The sequence below is a fragment of the Paraperlucidibaca wandonensis genome, from assembly GCF_042677145.1.
Classification (GTDB): Bacteria; Pseudomonadota; Gammaproteobacteria; order Pseudomonadales; family Moraxellaceae; genus Perlucidibaca; species Perlucidibaca wandonensis.
In genome coordinates, this window is record NZ_JBHTIT010000001.1 from 1,282,864 (window position 1) to 1,298,141 (window position 15,278).

The 15,278-nt window shown below is 48.3% G+C and carries 17 protein-coding genes; 7 read left to right on the forward strand and 10 right to left on the reverse strand.

Annotated elements, in window-relative coordinates; translation table 11 throughout:
* Positions 1-57 precede the first annotated feature (57 nt).
* Together ACFQ0F_RS05950 and ACFQ0F_RS05955 are read right to left on the reverse strand one after the other, a co-directional pair.
* The gene (locus tag ACFQ0F_RS05950) at positions 58-1,776 is read right to left on the reverse strand and encodes an OmpP1/FadL family transporter (protein ID WP_379070119.1); all 1,719 of its coding nucleotides are present in this window, start codon (positions 1,774-1,776) and stop codon (positions 58-60) included.
* Between the two features lie 43 nt (positions 1,777-1,819).
* Positions 1,820-2,671, reverse strand: coding sequence for an SDR family oxidoreductase (locus ACFQ0F_RS05955; RefSeq protein WP_379070122.1), 852 nt, complete (start codon positions 2,669-2,671; stop codon positions 1,820-1,822).
* A gap of 181 nt (positions 2,672-2,852) precedes the next feature.
* On the opposite strand from ACFQ0F_RS05955, the gene ACFQ0F_RS05960 reads away from it, so the two are divergent.
* Both ACFQ0F_RS05960 and ACFQ0F_RS05965 read left to right on the forward strand, forming a co-directional pair.
* On the forward strand, positions 2,853-3,908 hold the full coding sequence (locus ACFQ0F_RS05960; RefSeq protein WP_379070125.1) for an AraC family transcriptional regulator: 1,056 nt from the start codon (positions 2,853-2,855) through the stop codon (positions 3,906-3,908).
* 5 nt (positions 3,909-3,913) lie between these two features.
* Complete coding sequence (locus ACFQ0F_RS05965; protein WP_379070128.1) at positions 3,914-4,534, forward strand: carboxymuconolactone decarboxylase family protein; 621 nt, start codon at positions 3,914-3,916, stop codon at positions 4,532-4,534.
* A gap of 202 nt (positions 4,535-4,736) precedes the next feature.
* On the opposite strand, the gene ACFQ0F_RS05970 is transcribed toward ACFQ0F_RS05965, so the two are convergent.
* A complete protein-coding gene (locus ACFQ0F_RS05970) occupies positions 4,737-5,270 on the reverse strand; it encodes a TetR/AcrR family transcriptional regulator (RefSeq protein WP_379070131.1) in 534 nt (177 codons plus the stop codon).
* 125 nt (positions 5,271-5,395) lie between these two features.
* Here ACFQ0F_RS05970 and ACFQ0F_RS05975 point away from each other — a divergent pair, with 125 nt between their 5' ends.
* The 3 genes from ACFQ0F_RS05975 to ACFQ0F_RS05985 all read left to right on the forward strand — a co-directional run bounded on the left by ACFQ0F_RS05975 (position 5,396) and on the right by ACFQ0F_RS05985 (position 7,879).
* Positions 5,396-6,007, forward strand: coding sequence for a hypothetical protein (locus ACFQ0F_RS05975; RefSeq protein ID WP_379070134.1), 612 nt, complete (start codon positions 5,396-5,398; stop codon positions 6,005-6,007).
* Positions 6,008-6,014: 7 nt separating this feature from the next.
* Positions 6,015-6,812 carry an SDR family NAD(P)-dependent oxidoreductase gene (locus ACFQ0F_RS05980; protein ID WP_379070136.1) on the forward strand — a complete coding sequence of 266 codons (798 nt, stop codon included), beginning with the start codon at positions 6,015-6,017 and terminating at the stop codon, positions 6,810-6,812.
* Positions 6,813-6,943: 131 nt separating this feature from the next.
* Positions 6,944-7,879: an alpha/beta hydrolase gene (locus ACFQ0F_RS05985; RefSeq protein ID WP_379070139.1), complete on the forward strand. Its 936-nt coding sequence runs from the start codon at positions 6,944-6,946 to the stop codon at positions 7,877-7,879.
* A gap of 113 nt (positions 7,880-7,992) precedes the next feature.
* Here ACFQ0F_RS05985 and ACFQ0F_RS05990 read toward each other — a convergent pair whose 3' ends face one another.
* Positions 7,993-8,433 carry a GNAT family N-acetyltransferase gene (locus ACFQ0F_RS05990; RefSeq protein WP_379070142.1) on the reverse strand — a complete coding sequence of 147 codons (441 nt, stop codon included), beginning with the start codon at positions 8,431-8,433 and terminating at the stop codon, positions 7,993-7,995.
* A 234-nt stretch (positions 8,434-8,667) separates the two neighbouring features.
* Between ACFQ0F_RS05990 and ACFQ0F_RS05995 the strand changes: the two genes are divergently transcribed.
* Both ACFQ0F_RS05995 and ACFQ0F_RS06000 read left to right on the forward strand, forming a co-directional pair.
* Complete coding sequence (locus tag ACFQ0F_RS05995; protein WP_379070145.1) at positions 8,668-10,248, forward strand: M28 family peptidase; 1,581 nt, start codon at positions 8,668-8,670, stop codon at positions 10,246-10,248.
* 2 nt (positions 10,249-10,250) lie between these two features.
* Entirely contained in the window at positions 10,251-11,552 is a 1,302-nt protein-coding gene (locus ACFQ0F_RS06000) for a hypothetical protein (RefSeq protein WP_379070148.1), read from the forward strand.
* On the opposite strand, the gene ACFQ0F_RS06005 is transcribed toward ACFQ0F_RS06000, so the two are convergent.
* From ACFQ0F_RS06005 to ACFQ0F_RS06035, 6 genes are all read right to left on the reverse strand, one after another.
* Entirely contained in the window at positions 11,547-12,368 is an 822-nt protein-coding gene (locus ACFQ0F_RS06005) for a helix-turn-helix domain-containing protein (protein WP_379070151.1), read from the reverse strand. The two genes, ACFQ0F_RS06000 and ACFQ0F_RS06005, sit on opposite strands and share 6 nt — an antisense overlap.
* 384 nt (positions 12,369-12,752) lie before the next feature.
* Positions 12,753-13,244 (reverse strand): AAA family ATPase, encoded by a 492-nt coding sequence (locus tag ACFQ0F_RS06015; protein WP_379070154.1) that lies wholly within the window; start codon positions 13,242-13,244, stop codon positions 12,753-12,755.
* A 40-nt stretch (positions 13,245-13,284) separates the two neighbouring features.
* A complete protein-coding gene (locus tag ACFQ0F_RS06020) occupies positions 13,285-13,623 on the reverse strand; it encodes a DUF1330 domain-containing protein (RefSeq protein WP_379070157.1) in 339 nt (112 codons plus the stop codon).
* A gap of 122 nt (positions 13,624-13,745) precedes the next feature.
* Positions 13,746-14,165: a MarR family winged helix-turn-helix transcriptional regulator gene (locus tag ACFQ0F_RS06025; RefSeq protein ID WP_379070160.1), complete on the reverse strand. Its 420-nt coding sequence runs from the start codon at positions 14,163-14,165 to the stop codon at positions 13,746-13,748.
* A 161-nt stretch (positions 14,166-14,326) separates the two neighbouring features.
* On the reverse strand, positions 14,327-14,809 hold the full coding sequence (locus tag ACFQ0F_RS06030; protein ID WP_379070163.1) for a GNAT family N-acetyltransferase: 483 nt from the start codon (positions 14,807-14,809) through the stop codon (positions 14,327-14,329).
* Between the two features lie 50 nt (positions 14,810-14,859).
* Positions 14,860-15,276 carry a hypothetical protein gene (locus tag ACFQ0F_RS06035; protein ID WP_379070166.1) on the reverse strand — a complete coding sequence of 139 codons (417 nt, stop codon included), beginning with the start codon at positions 15,274-15,276 and terminating at the stop codon, positions 14,860-14,862.
* Positions 15,277-15,278 lie beyond the last annotated feature (2 nt).

Below are 15,278 nucleotides of genomic sequence, written 5' to 3' on the forward strand. Positions count from 1 at the left end.
ATTCGGACACCGATCATCGTTTCCACCTAGATGGAATTATCATAAGACATTATAAAATCAAAGTTTTTTGTTAAACTGCAAGCCCAATATATGCGCATGACTGTCGTAGAAACGACCACGAAAAGTACCACCATCGGCAGTACATTCACTCGCCCCCTGTGCCGCCGAGCCTTCGTAGTAGGTGCCAGTGCAGCGTTCGTGATAATTCGAGATGCCGGGCATGATGTACATATAGCTATAGGCGAAATCGATGGAGGTATTTTTATCGACTTCGTAACCAAGGCCTACCGAGGTCATCCAGCGATCATTATCCGCAAGGCCGGGATGGCGACCCGTTGGCCCAGAAATAGGCGTTTGGTCAAATTGAAGGCCGGTACGCAGCGTGAGCTTGTCGTTCCAGTGATAGTTAAAACCTACCGCCGCCGTAAACGAGTCGCGCCAGTTTTGCGCAAGCACGACCGGCCCTTGCTTGGTGTCGGTTGTTTGATTGATAAGCTCGACGCTCAAACTTTCAACCACCGAAGACTTATTAAACGTGTAGCTCATCATCATGTCTAAGCGATCGTTTAGCTCGGTAAAAAAGCCAATATTGAGCTTAGATGGGATGGTGAAAACCAACCTTGCGTCGACATCCGGACGATAGTATTCGCTGAGGAATGCGGGCAAATCTCCGGTCACCACATTGCCCAGTTCACTAGCTCGAAGATCAGAGAAATCCCAATCTAGCTCGCCATTCATGCGCACATCCGATGCCGAGCGATAGGAAACACTGAGTCGTGATTTATCGCTCATCTGGTACATATAGCCCAAGTTCCAGCCATAGCCCAAGCCGTAAACCTCGACGGTTGCGGATGACGTACTCGTTGGATCAGTAAGGCTGACGTTATTAAGAGCAGGAATTAAAACATCATTAAATTGCCCCAGAGTTGGCACGCCACCACCCGCAAACAAAGGAATAAGCAAATCCTTCACTCCTGCCGGCACAAATTGAGCAATGCCTTCCAATAATGGAGCTAGCTCATCAACGGGCAGCGGACTGCCTAGGTCGCCATTTAGTTTTTCAATTAATCCTTTATTGTTATTAATAATGGACTTAAACAAATATGGCGCAATTTTATTAACATCGATAGGTTTTTTGAATTTTGCATGACCAAGGATTGCTGATACGCCGAAGCCGATGCTGTGCTTATCATCAAAGCGAATAGACATCGATGGGTTAATATTGATCGTCTCAATCGCGACGCTGTCAATGAAATATCGGCCAAACCAATCACTCTTGTAGTTCAAGTTTCCGCCGCCTGGCGAAAAAACACCAATGCCTAAGCTAATGCTGTCGTTGTACGGCGTCGTAGCAAAAAGAGCACCTACTGGCAGCACGGCAGGAAAAATACCGCCGGGCTGAGGGCCAACAGCAGGCATTGCGGGCTTGGGATTAGCAGCACTCATGCAATCGTATTTACTGCAGTCTGCCGTAGGCCCGGTATCTGGCGCCTGCCCCATATCTTGAGCGCGCGTGGTGCCCTTATTTTCCACCTTGGTTGATGCCGCAATTAGCGCAAATGGCTGAGACACGTTGGTGCCACGCAGGCGCGCCATGCCAGCAGGGTTATAAAACAACACCGATGCGTCATTTGCCTCGGCAGAGTTCGCATTCGACGTACCTTGGCTGCTGATTGCAATGACTGGGACTTCAGCACCCGCAGACCATACGAATGATGAAGCACCTAAAGCTAGTGGCAAAAATAGCCCACTAAGTACGCGATAATGAGTACTCACTTTGCTCACCTCTTATTTTATTTTTATTGTTGAGCTTTGTTAATTAGCTGTGCTTTTCAGCAAGCAAGCGCACTTGGCGATTCAGCAAACGCATCACTAACTCATAAGGCAGTGCAAACTTGCACTGGAACCAATACCCCACCTGAATATCTGGCGAAGTGAAAACCATATAGCGGTTATCTTTAATGCCTTTCAAAATAGCCTGTGCCGCCTTTTCTGGCGTTACTGCATGGCGCTGGAAGCGCTTCACGGTCGCCTGAACTTCAGGGTTATTGCGATCAACACCCACAATATTGACGGAGCCAACCAATGGCGTGTTGACCGCGCCAGGGCAAACCAAACTCACGCCAATGCCATGCTTAGCTAGGTCAAAACGCAGCACCTCAGAAATGCCGCGCACGCCAAATTTGCTAGCGCTATATGCCGCATGCCACGGCAAGCCAAACAGCCCCGCCGCCGATGACACATTGACGATATGACCGCCGCGTCCGGCCTCAATCATTTTCGGCACAAAGCTTTCTAAGACATGAATCGGGCCCATCAAGTTGATCTCGATGACTTGGCGCCAGTGCTCATGCTGTAGGCGGTCGATGCTGCCCCAAATGGAAATGCCGGCAATATTCATCAGCACGTCCATGCTGCCGTGTACGCTGTGAATATCACGCGCAAAAGCACAAACCGCGTCATAATCAGCAATATCAAATGCCTGATATAACGCCACCTGCCCGCCTTTGGCACGAATCTCGGCAACCACTGCTTCTAGTCCATCGGCTTGTACATCGGTCAGATAAAGCTCGGCACCCTCGCCGGCGGCGACCACAGCGGTAGCTCTGCCGATGCCGCTAGCAGCGCCAGTGATTAAGCATTTTTTACCTTGCAGACTAGACAGCTTCATGGCCGATAACTTCCTACTGACAACAAACAATTGCCAATTATCTTGCCCGTGCTAGCGTCATTTGCACGTAGCTTATTCGGCCAAAAAATGCACCTATATAAGCCAGCACCATTTTCTCCCTCGGCTTATGGCAAGATCAGGCACAAGAGTCAGCAAGCGCTAAAACTAATGGAGCAACGGCATGTCCAATGCGCTAGAAGAACCGACCCAAGGCTGGATATCCGCTCGCCACGTTCAACATCTCGTGGCCTCGGGCGATAACACCGGACTACCCATCGACCTATTGCTCGAAGAGGCTGGTTTATCGCGTAAAGACTTTGCCAATGTCGACGACCACGTCTCGGTGGCGTCACTTGAGCGCTTATTAGAGGTGTCGTCGCATTACTTCTCCGATCCCATTCTTGGTCTGCATGTTGCGCAAGAAATTCAACCCGCCACCTTCGGCTTGCTCGGCTATATCGCTCAGGCTTGCCCACGCTTTTCCGACGTGCTTGCTGCTGTGACACGCTATAACGGCCTGCTCAGCGACATCGGCGACTCCTCCATCAGCTTTGCCCCAGGCGCCGTGCATTTGCAGTGGGAATGCCTTGCAGGTGGACCACTATTTCGCCGTCATGTCAGCGAATATATTTTGGGCGCATTCGTGGTGCTGACTCGCCTACTCATTCCAGAGCAGAAGTCATTATTTTCAGCAATCCATTTTCGTCATGAAGCGCCAGCACAAGCTCGCCTGCTATTGGACTACCAAACATTTTTTCAATGCCCGGTGTATTTCAGCGCACCACGCTCAGCTGTCGTCATGCCGGCTTCGATTTTGAAAGTTCCGCTGCGCCATGGCGATGCCTTCATGAAGGAGATGCTCGAGCGCCATGCCTTGCAGCAGCTTGAGCAGCGCAGTAAAGAGCACTCGATCGAAGAGGCTGTCTGCCAACTTATGCTCGCCATGTTGCACGACCGCTTGCCAGATAAAGAGCAAATTGCCGCACAGTTGGGCATGAGCAGTCGCAGCCTGCATCGCAAGCTGCAAAAAGCTGGCACCACTTATAGCGAGCTGCTCGATCGCGTCAGGCTCAAAGTGGCACACGAGCATCTCGATGCAGGAAAAATACCGCTAACCGAAGTGGCCGAGGCTCTAGGCTTTAGTACACGCCAGGCATTTATGCGTTGGTTTAAAGGCCAAACGGGAGAGACCACAAGCAGCTATCGCGAGCGCCAACAAACGCCAATTACGGAGTAGCCTTCATGACTAATGATTTTCTGCAGCCACCACAAGGTTGGCTAACACCCTCATCGGCGCGCCTGCAAGTACCAGCGCCAGCCCAGCGTGGCTTAGTATTTCGCACGATCTCTAAGGTTTCAGCACTTTTTGGCCGCCAGCAAGTGCCTGATATTTTCACCGTGATGCACATAAACCCAAGTTTGTTTTGGCCTTGGCTACTGTTTGCATCGCGCCTGATGCCTTTTGGTCGCTTAAGTGGGCGTGAGCGCGAAATGGTCATTCTACGCACGGCATGGAACTGTCGCAGCCGCTATGAATGGGGTCAGCACGTTGAACTCGCCTTGCGCGCCGGCGTTAGTGGCGATGACATTGTGCAACTCACAGGTGAGCCAAGCTCCGTCAGTGATCGCTGCATACAAGCACTTATACAGGCCTGCAATGAGCTGTGTGAAAGCAGTCACCTTTCCGATGGCACTTGGGGCTTACTCGCCGAGCACTATGATGAGAAACGGCTAATTGAAATCATTCTGCTAATTGGCCACTACCGTATGATTGCCGGCTTTCTAAATGCTAGCGGCCTTACTTTAGAGCCCAATATTGAAGCGACTCTGCAGGATTTTTATGCGCGATTAAAAAGGTACTAACAAGTTAACTTTCAGACTCAACAATAGTGGTCTTTTACACCTCACTGTGGCGAATATTTTTGCCAAAGTTGGTGTCCTAAATCATTAGACCACTACATATCGCATAGCTGATGATGTTGGGATGAACACGATGTTGTTTGTAGGCACTCATGGGAAAATTATCTAATCTAGCGAATTAACCTGTCTGCACCCTCGATATAGCCTAGACGGAAAAAAGTGCTTCGCAGATTGCTTGCTTTTCGTTGCCTGCCAATTGATGAGTCAATAGCCCCTCAATTGTGAAAATACTAATCTTTACCAAGGGATCAATTTTTTCAGACGCAATGCCTACCTGCCGCAGCTCTAAACGAAGCATTTCTTCAGTTAGTTCATGAAAGCGTTCATGCCATGCATTCACAACGGGCGATTTCTCTAAGCGACTATGCACAGTAGCAATCAGCCGATTTACCTGCTCCAACTGATTTACTATCCATAATAGACGCTCAGTGGGCTTAATCACTTGCAACTGCAGGTACTCGGCCATACGCGTCGAAAACTCAGCATCAAGCACAGCAACTAGAACTTCGTCCTTGTCTTTGAAGTACCAATAGATTGTGTTGGGAGCAACGCCGGCAGTCGTTGCTAGACGGCTCATCGAACTGGCTTCGTAACCTTCTTGTATAAACAACTCTCGGGCTGCTTCCACGATCTCGTCGCGCTTTGATTGCCGGTCTTGTTCGCGCTTGGTTCGAGCCATCCCTCTCTCCATATTTACATCAGCGACAGTTAGCCCAACTGCCAATGGTTTAACATTGTATACACAGTTGAATGACAATCAACATTTCCTCTTAAAGACTCTTGAACATCATTCAACAACTAAGTATGATTATGTTGAACTGCATTCAAGACGATGCTTTAAGAAAGCCAGAAATGATTAAGAAGGCAGAACTGCTGCAAGCCTCAACGAAAGAGTTGCTCAAAGTGTTCGAACAGCTTGAGGCGCCGACGCTCGAAGAAATGTCTGGAGAATATGCTGCACGCCTACTAGCCCAACCAAATTGGCTGGCGACCTTCGTGGGCGGAGCCGTCCTGAGAAATCATTTCCACTCTTGGATGTGCAAAGCCTTCAAACCGATCGATGCAAGCACAGGGCAAGGGTACAACACATTTTTGCAGGGTAAGCGTGTCATTCAACGCTTCCCCATGCGGACCTTGATAGCACCATCTCGACTCGATGGAGGTCTCTCCTATCAGCTCGTGTATAGGAGGTTTCATTCCCTTTGTGGCAGCGTGAACATGGTTGACGAGGTTCGACGAATCTCGTCAGGGCTATACCTCGGCATCGGAACTTATGGCTTTACCGATGCACAACGCCTTACTCCCTATCCATTCCTGCTAGAAGGGCCGATAGGCGTTTATCGCGGCGACATCGGTCGTGCGCGCAAGAATTTTAAAATCGAACGGCATGAGCTGCCTTCTCAATCAATAAAGTGAGACTTATATGAAAACAGTCACCCGTAACGCACTCATCACCGGAGCCTCTGCAGGCATTGGAGCTGCATTTGCCCGACATCTTGCCGCCGAAGGCTATTCACTTCTTCTTGTCGCACGCCGCATCGAACGCCTGCACGACTTGGCTAAAGAGCTAACAGCAAAGCACGGAGTGCGATGTGATGTCTTTGCTGTCGATCTTAATGATCCAGCTGCACCCTCCTCCATCATGGCGTTCGCTGAGGAGAAAGGCATCTCTATTGACGTGCTTATTAACAATGCAGGCCTCTCCAGTAAGACTTCATTTGCCGACACACCATGGCCACAACTTGGCGCTGAGATTCAACTTATGGTGACCGCGGTCACCGAACTCTGTCACCGCGTTCTCCCCGGCATGCGTGCCAGAGGATGGGGCCGCATCATCAATCTTTCTTCGCTAGCGGCATTCTCGCCACCAGGAGCAAGCCTGCTCTACACCGGCATTAAAAGTTATGTGCTCAATATCTCGCAGTCGCTGGATATGGAGCTGAAACCGCAGGGCATCCACGTCACTGCCCTTTGCCCAGGTTTCACACACAGTGAATTCCACGACACGATGGGTACGCGCGAAGCTGCCAACAAGTTGCCCAGCATTCTTTGGCAACAGGCAGATGAAGTGGCGCGCGAAGGTTGGGACGCTGTAATGAAAGGTAAGCCCGTCTGGGTACCCGGCATGCTTAACAAGCTTCTCGCTAGCACCATGCGGCCATTGCCGATGGCGTTGCAATATCACATCGGTAATCGACTCAATCCATTTAAGGAGAGCTGAGGATACGCATTTACTCCAGCGACCTCAGAAGTGAATTATGAAGAGGCCATTCAGCTGTGAGTTCAAGCCAATCAGAAATCACCCAACTGCATCGCAATCAACTGTGATCATTTCCAGAGCTGAGAAAAATTATGAACAATCGTCAAAATCCTGATACTTCTGATGTCAAAGTAACCATTATCAAGTCTACCTTCATGGCAGGTCAGGATACTTGTGCAGCAACACTTCATACTCCAGAGAGTTCGGGGACTCGCCAGTTACCCGGCATTCTAATGGTTGGAGGATGGGGAAGTATCCAGCAAGCACTGACTGCTCCATTCATTAACCGATTTGTTGAAACAGGTTATGCCGTCATGGAGTTTGATTTTCCGGGCTGGGGCCTGAGTGGCGGCTGGCCGCGTCAGGACATTAATCCTTGGCGGCGCGTAAAAGCAGCAAATGAAGCGCTGGCTCACCTAAAAAGCCAGCCACAAGTCGATGCACATCGTATCGTGGTGTGGGGCACTTCGTTTGGTGGCGGTCATGTTGTCGATCTCGCAGCTCAACATCCAGATTTGTATGGAGCCATCATCCAAGTACCAATGCTAGATGGCGTCGCCACGGTACGCGCCGTGCCATTGCGACGACTAGTCCAGTTTATTGGCTACGGCATGCTCGACTTCCTGAGGCCAAATGCTGGACTCAGCCTTCCTACAGTGGCCAGCCAAGGGGAATATGGCACTATGGATCGCGACAATGCTTGGGAAGCCATGCAGATGGGCCTTGCTGCACACAGTGGCAAGAAGTACGTAAATCGCGTCACAGCACGCTCGCTACTTACGATGGGGTTCTACCGCCCTTGGACTAACCTCAAGCGCGTCCAGATACCAATGTTAATAGTGGGTGCGACCCGAGATACGGTGGCGCCATTTGTGGCGGACAAAATCGCCAAGGTCGCCAACCCAAAACTCCAGGTAGTCGAGATAGATGCAGACCACTTTGACCCTTATTTTGAGCCCTACTTTACCAACGCGCTGAAGTTGCAGCTGCGCTTCCTAGATGAAGTGCTTCCCATTTCATCTAATTGACCTAAACCTATGCCGGCGTTTGGATTTAGCTCGCTATACTAAACGCCGGTACTGACAAGTTAACTTGTCAGTACCCTCTGAAGTAGTGAAACAGAGCAGATGCAAACTGCTTGTTAAGTGTTGTATGTGTAAAAATGCCATGTACTTTTGCCAGTACTCATTGAATCGTATAGCTTCTGGGCTTGCTTATTATCTGGAGCGGTAACCCACTGCAAACGAGCTGCACCACTTTTCCCTGCATAGCCTCGGCAGTGCTCTATCAGCTGGCGACCGATACCTTTACCACGGTAGTTAGGCACGGTGTATAGATCATTGAGAACAGCTATTTTTGATGCGATTGTTGAAGTAAAAGAAAAGTATACCGTCGCGAAACCTACAACAGCTCCTTCATCTCTATAGATGAACTGACAGCCTGCAAGACTAGACTCACCGAACTGTACAAAAAAATCTGAATTGCGATCATCGGATATATCCGAAACCTTATAGAACTCTTGGTACGCGCGAATTAGCGGGAGCACTTCAGCCAAGTTGATTTTCGATACTGCTTCAATCATGAGTGATTAAGCTCCTTTGAGCACTAAATGCCGCCAACGGTACTGACAGGTTAACTTCCAGATTCAACAGTAGTTGGTCCTCACACTTTTACGCAACCACCACTATTGGACTCTAAAGCGGCGCGCTACTCAAATATGGGGGGACGTCGCACCCGCAACTCAGTTGTTTCATACAAGCAGGCACACAAAACTGTCTTTAGCATCACTTCCTAATAAAAACTATAAGGAAGTGCCATGTTCAAAAAATTACTACTGCCAGCTAGCCTAATACTGGCCTCATTAGTAGGCTGCTTTGGCGGCGATGATTCATCAAAAAAAACCTCTTCCAGTGTTAGTGCCCCCAATGTTGCTAAAGCCTGTGACAAGGACGACTCACCCGAGGCTAGAGGCATTCCAAGTGAAAACCGTATTTACGCTTGGATAGAAGATTTAGTTAATGTCGGATATCGACGCACCGGAACCCCAGAAGGCTATGCAGCAGCAGCATATGTAAAATGCCAATTCGAAAAAATCGGCCTAGATGATGTGCATTATGAGTATGCGACATCCTGGGGGTGGTCTGCAGACAAAACCTCATTGTCCTTGGGTGATAAACCTGTAGATGCTTTCCCTTCGGCTTTTTCTTTCATCACCCCCAGTGAGCCATCTGTCTTTACAACAGGGGCTAACGGCTTAAAAGCTGAGATGGTGGACATTGGACTCGGAACTCCTCTTGAGCAGCAACTAAAAGGAGTAAAAGGAAAAATTGTCCTATTTGATCTTAAGTTTTTATTACCTACAGCTGGTCTCGCCCCATTCATGGAGTTCTATTGGGATCCCACGCTATCAGTTATAGATAGCGACTTATCTCTCCTAGTTGCAAATCCTTTCATCACGACTTACTCAACAGTTCTAGATGCTGCAATGGATGCAGGAGCAGTTGGTTTCGTTGGTGTGCTAGCAGACTATTTTGACTCTAATAACTACTACAACGAATTCTATCGCCGCTCTGAAGTAACAATACCTGGGTTTTGGATAACAGCTAAAGAGGGAGCTCGACTTCGTCAGCAGCTAAAACTTGGCAAACAGGAAGCAAAAATAGTCTTCGAAGGGTCACGAAAAGCTGTCGAGTCACGCAGCGTAGTTGGCATTTTAACTGGCAAAAGCAAAGAAACTATCATGGTGCAGTCGCATCATGACTCGGTGTTTAACGGTGCTGTCGAGGATGGTAGTGGCGTAGCAGCCGTACTTGCACAAGCTCAGCACTATGCATCTCAGCCCAAGGAGTCACGCGAGAAGACTATGCTATTTGTAACTTTTGATACCCATTTCACTGGTTATCAATCACATATGGCATTTATTGATAAGTATATTAAAGATAAAGACTCTCCTTACAAAATTGTTGCCAACATTACCTTAGAGCACATTGCCAAGCAGGGCATAATTGGGGCCGACGGAAAACTGGAGGTTAGAGATCAGTCCGAAATACGCGGCATCATGAATAATATGGGGCTTCCCATGAAAGCCGTCATGATGAATACCATTGTAAAGCACGACTTAAGACGCATGGCACTCCTGCAAGCGAATGTTCTATGTACAGCTGGCGGTATGCCAACGGATGCTTCTTTCGTATGTCGTGAAGGCATTCCAACAGCCAGCCTAATTTCAGGCCCAATTTACCTATATGACAAAGCGGACACGCTAGATAAAATTGATCGCAAGCAATTAGTACCAATCACTGAAGCCTTCATCGACATAATTGATGCTATTGATTTAATGCCATCAGCCTTAATAGGCCTCCTACCAATTCCAATTGTAAATCCCGTGGAGATTTAATTATGTCTCCACATTTACTAATATTAATTACTTTATTAACCATTAGCTTAGCTGGCTGCAATGACGGCAGCGAGAATAGTGGTACGCAGGATAACAATCCAGTATCCGAGCGTGCTGCAAACCTTCCTACAGAGGCTAAAAACTTTAGCCAACCCCCATCTGAACCTGTAGCCACAAAATGGCCAATAATACTTTCACATGCTTGGTCAAGAACAGCTGACACAGCTTTTCAAGGAGATACAAAGCAAGCTGGTGCTGAATATGATGCATTCGGAGTCAAGAATGCTCTTGAAGCCGATGGTGCCGTAGTTTACCAACCCAATAAGGTGAAGTACGGCTCTCATGAAGAGCGAGGCATGTTGTTATATAAACGCTGTGTGGGCACTACAATGGCAGAGAGGCTATGCCAAGGAGAGAGCCCTAAAGTTGAAGATGGGCTGTACGCTGCTTCGATAGACTACTGCAGCTCGCCAATTAATCGGCAAAAGCATGACTTCTCCTCTGAAGACGAGTGTCATCAAAAGCTTAAATTCAACATAATTTGTCACTCACAGGGCTGTCCTGACTCCCGCTATATGATCTCCGCTCTTACTAATGAACTGAGTGGGCGACCAATGTATCAGCACATAGCAAGTTGGACTTCTTTGTTAGGTGCAAATAAGGGCACAGCTCAAGCTGACTTTATCTTGGAAGCTTTCGCTGCATGCCTCAGCGATCAATGTCGCTCACCTTTACTTAATCTTGCATTTGCAGTTGATGAATTTAGTAGCAACAAGGTACTAAATACCGAGGGAAGTAAATCGGTAGTAGCGCTAAGCACTAAATATATGACCGTCTCTACTGACATGAACTGCGACCCAAGCAAACAAACTTGCGCACCTAGCTTCAACCAGCTTTACAAGTTACCTGTAGACCCAGAGCACCCAGTTTATTATCAAACTTTTACGACATCGATCAAAGATATCTCCCATCCCTGCTATTTAAAAGACCAATTTTTTTGGCGCATCATTTATGAACGCGAAGGAGAAAATGATGGAAATATCTCCATGGAGTCACAGGCTTTTGAGTTTTATGGGCCAGGTAATACTGGTGGCCGTACACCTGTAAAAGCGCGTTACATCTATGGTGATACGGCTAACTCTGAGCACCCTCACCCCGGCCTTAACCATATGTCCCTCAGTAGTTCCGATGTTCCGGGGTTGCCTGGCCTCAGCTGCATGGGTGAAGACAATACTGACTTTGCGTTCAGTCGCATCAATTTCTATCGTAATGTCGTCACAGAGCTAGCCGATATAGGCTTATAAACTGGCCTCAGGAGCACAGTTTATAAGCCGGACAAAACTAGGGTCGATCACGTTCGTGGGGTTAATTCCAAATACCTCATTGAACGCGTGATCGACATGAGACAGATCGTGGAAGCCTGCCTCTAGAGCCACATCCGTGAACTGGCGACCGCGCTGCCACAGTAGACACGCGCGCCAAACCGCAAGCCAACGGGCATATTGTTGAATTGTAAAACCTACTTCTTTTTTAAATAAATGACGAAGGCGTGACGGCGATAAATGAACCTGTTCGCATAAAACATCAACACTCACTTCGTTAAAAGGAGTGTTTGCTAGTACTTTCAGCAATTGCTTAACGCGCAAATCTATCGGTGCTCGTTCCTTGATCTTCTCACCGATCATTGCCTCAATGACATCATCCATCAAGTATCCTGCCTCTGCGGAAGAAACAGTATCGGTTGCTGCTTTGCGAATATTCGGCAATAAATGCTCAAATTTCTCTATTGAGAAATTTAACAGCTCTTGGCTACCAAGGAGCTCCTTCACCTTATGCATACTTGGGGCATCAAGAGGTATATAAAAAAGCGCAATATCGCTATCTAACGCTATCAATTTATTTCTAATAGCTCCTGGTGCCACCAATGAGGCACGTGTCGTTATCTGCTGTCCATTTACATCAATAATATAGGGCTTGCCGCAGGCAACTCTAAGTGTGGCGCATAACGGACTTGTAGGCCTATCAAGCAAAAGAGACGGCGCCAAAAGAATGAGACTAGTCGGCCAGTAATATACAGTAACGCCATTAGGTGCTGGGTGCTTAAGCTGCATAAGAGACATTGCACATTCAAAGAGTAGTATTAATGAAGTAGCAGTTTGGCAGAATAATAGCCATTTATCACCTCAACGAGACTAACGCAGTACTAGGTCCAAACTTGATACACCAAATCAAATCGCCTCATTACTGACAGGGTGCCCTTCTCTGCCAGTAAGTCTTCGATATCTCAAAAGCTTAGGTTGAACCGGTAATAGATCCAGACTGCGTAGCTGATGATGCTGGGGTGAAAACGATGTCGTTTATAGGTGCTCATCGACGAATTATCTCAACCAGCGAGTTAACTTGTCAGCACCGTAAAAAAACCGAGGCTCATGACTCGGCTCCGACTGAGAGAACATTGATTAGCGTTAGCAGCAAGCAATACTGCTCTTCCCTAAAATCATTTCCTAGCCATCTCGTTCATTGGAGTTAAATTCCCGTTTCTGACCTACAAAGCTTTCGAAAAGACAGCGATGTGCCATGTAAGAAAACTCGTCCTTGCGTCGATCGTACTCTTTGATCCATTCGATTAGCATCCCAATATTGGCATCTTGTGCTTCCGGGCTGCTGTATTTGTGAGGTTCCCACGGGCGATTTTGAGCATTGTCGACGCAAGTCTTAGCGCCAGGATTCAGAAAGATTATTTCTGTTGCGTGAGTTAGAGCCACCTCCAAAAGGTCGGCATAGCAACCCTCCACGACCCAATTCTTCTCTGAATTTATAAACTCCAGAATTTCTGACTGGCTTGCCTCCAGAGATCGCCTGATCGGCGTAGCCACACCTGACTCCCATGCCACTGTATCGAGGTCCATGTGTGAACAGCCGAGGCTCGATGATAGGTTCTTTGCGTAAGTTGACTTACCTGAGCCTGAGTTTCCAAATATTACGATTCGCTTCAAAAAGACTCCTCGCTTTTAAGGCGTATAACGCCTGAGTTCATCAGCAGAGATCTGCGGTTGGAAATATCGGCAACAGACGAGAGTCCCGCAAAGCAGCAGTACGGTGAGCCAAGGTATCTTGGTAGCTTGGATTGCTCGCAAATGCGAGGAAGACCGATCGACTGTTTTGACGAACCTGCATAACGGCATCCCAACTTTCATCGGCCGGGCCAATGAGAAACTTATCAGTGGCGCCGTAAAACAACAAATCACCTCCAGTCTTCTTCAACAAAGGTAGCGTTTGATCTATGTATAGCTGAAAAGCCGTACTACCTTTAATTGGCATTTCGGGCGCTAAGTCTGGCCTGTCTACGTAATCCGCCACATCGCGAAAACGCATGAGATTAAGCATCAGGATGGGGCCGTTATCCGGGTAACTGAAGAAGGCTCGCTCCGCCTGCTCAGTCGGCTCCAGGTAGCTTTTTTGAGTGCATTGATCCATTTCGATTGTCTACTTATGCTTCAGCGGATTTTGCTGATTAGCCGAGCAAACTCACTACAATCATGCTCAGTAAAGTCCTGCAAGCTGCGATCAGCCAAATGATCAAAAGACACTTCGGCCTCCTTCAGCAGGCGTTCACCAGATTCGGTTAACTTGACCAAACTGACCCGAGCATCCCGCTCGCTAGCCTCCTTAGTAACTAAGCCAATTTTTTCCATTGGATTGAGCAACCGAGTCACGCCTGATGCTGACAGACCGATAAGCTGAGCCAGATCAATTCGACGGATCTGCTTGTTCGGTGCAATGTGCAACTGCCGCAGCGCCGTAAACTCGGTAAAGCTGATCCCGTGTGCAGACAATGCCTGATCTAGTTTTCGATTTAGGAAGACTTGCTGCTCAGCAAAGCGGAGTACCAAAGTTGAGGATGTGAAGATTGACATAATTTTATTGCCATATGGTTGAGCCCGCAATAATATGGCGCACATAATTGACTTGTCAACTACCCATCAATCTTACTGGCGCGCCATAGTGGTGTCCAATTCAAACAAAACAAAACGCCCAGCCCTGACATCAGACGCGCGGGAACGAGCGTCGGCTGATGTCAGGGCTGGGCGTCCTTGTCGCCGCATACTCTAGTCATTGCGAATCGTTTCAATTGAACGCCATTCCGTTCTACTACTTGTTCCTCGACAATGTTGAATCCCTTTGATTCAAAAAACGGCCGAGCCTCAATGCTGGCTTCGGTTGATAAACTTCTTACACCTCTTGCGCGAAGAGTCTGCGCAGCAATCTCATACAGCCGTGATGCCACGCCTTTACGCGAGAATGCTGGAGACGTGAAAAGGAATTCTATGTGACCGTTTCCGGCAAAAGAGATAAAGCCGGCTATCTCCCCATCAAGCACCGCCACCAGCGTTTCCAAGATTGCCAGTCGCGAGCACCATTGCCCTAAATTAGGAGACTCTGGCGCCCAAGCTGCCAACTGCGCAGGCGTATAGCTTCGCGCAGCAATCTGGTGCACAGATGCAGTGAACAACGCGACTATTGAAGCTACGTCGCTGCTAGTTGAAGCTCTTATATTCATGATCGAAGCATCTATGATGCCCAACGCCGGCGCTTCACCACGACGCCTGTTTAGGGCTCTTTAGCTGCAGAGCTGTTTCCATTTTTCATTTCTGCGATTCTCACGATGACATAAGCAATCAATGCAAATGCGAAGAACACCAAAAGCATCCAGGCGATGCCCTGTAGCGTTTCAATGATGGTGCGATAAAGCTCCAACGCCCACCGCTCATTGGTCAGCTGAATAATCTGTGCGTCTTTTACCCATTGCGGCGGTGTGATGTATCGCTCCAAATCATTTATTCGGACGCCCGCAGAAACGCCGACGACCACGATTGCGAATTGAAGATATCGCTGCCAGGCGTAACTGATGTCGTCCGCGACGATGCGGCGAAGAATGCTTTCTATCGGCTTTGCGAAAGCACGCGCGACGATCGCTGCGGTAAAGATTGCAAGTACTAGCGTAACGAGCAGAAGTGTAAAGAACACTG

Excerpts from the sequence above, each read along its gene's own strand:
- ACFQ0F_RS05955 (WP_379070122.1), bottom strand. The coding sequence starts at position 2,671 with ATGAAGCTGTCTAGTCTGCAAGGTAAAAAATGCTTAATCACTGGCGCT.
- ACFQ0F_RS05960 (WP_379070125.1), top strand. The coding sequence starts at position 2,853 with ATGTCCAATGCGCTAGAAGAACCGACCCAAGGCTGGATATCCGCTCGC.
- ACFQ0F_RS05965 (WP_379070128.1), top strand. The coding sequence starts at position 3,914 with ATGACTAATGATTTTCTGCAGCCACCACAAGGTTGGCTAACACCCTCA.
- ACFQ0F_RS05970 (WP_379070131.1), bottom strand. The coding sequence starts at position 5,270 with ATGGCTCGAACCAAGCGCGAACAAGACCGGCAATCAAAGCGCGACGAG.
- ACFQ0F_RS05975 (WP_379070134.1), top strand. The coding sequence starts at position 5,396 with ATGATTATGTTGAACTGCATTCAAGACGATGCTTTAAGAAAGCCAGAA.
- ACFQ0F_RS05980 (WP_379070136.1), top strand. The coding sequence starts at position 6,015 with ATGAAAACAGTCACCCGTAACGCACTCATCACCGGAGCCTCTGCAGGC.
- ACFQ0F_RS05985 (WP_379070139.1), top strand. The coding sequence starts at position 6,944 with ATGAACAATCGTCAAAATCCTGATACTTCTGATGTCAAAGTAACCATT.
- ACFQ0F_RS05990 (WP_379070142.1), bottom strand. The coding sequence starts at position 8,433 with ATGATTGAAGCAGTATCGAAAATCAACTTGGCTGAAGTGCTCCCGCTA.
- ACFQ0F_RS05995 (WP_379070145.1), top strand. The coding sequence starts at position 8,668 with ATGTTCAAAAAATTACTACTGCCAGCTAGCCTAATACTGGCCTCATTA.
- ACFQ0F_RS06000 (WP_379070148.1), top strand. The coding sequence starts at position 10,251 with ATGTCTCCACATTTACTAATATTAATTACTTTATTAACCATTAGCTTA.
- ACFQ0F_RS06005 (WP_379070151.1), bottom strand. The coding sequence starts at position 12,368 with ATGTCTCTTATGCAGCTTAAGCACCCAGCACCTAATGGCGTTACTGTA.
- ACFQ0F_RS06020 (WP_379070157.1), bottom strand. The coding sequence starts at position 13,623 with ATGCGTTTTCGCGATGTGGCGGATTACGTAGACAGGCCAGACTTAGCG.
- ACFQ0F_RS06025 (WP_379070160.1), bottom strand. The coding sequence starts at position 14,165 with ATGTCAATCTTCACATCCTCAACTTTGGTACTCCGCTTTGCTGAGCAG.
- ACFQ0F_RS06030 (WP_379070163.1), bottom strand. The coding sequence starts at position 14,809 with ATGAATATAAGAGCTTCAACTAGCAGCGACGTAGCTTCAATAGTCGCG.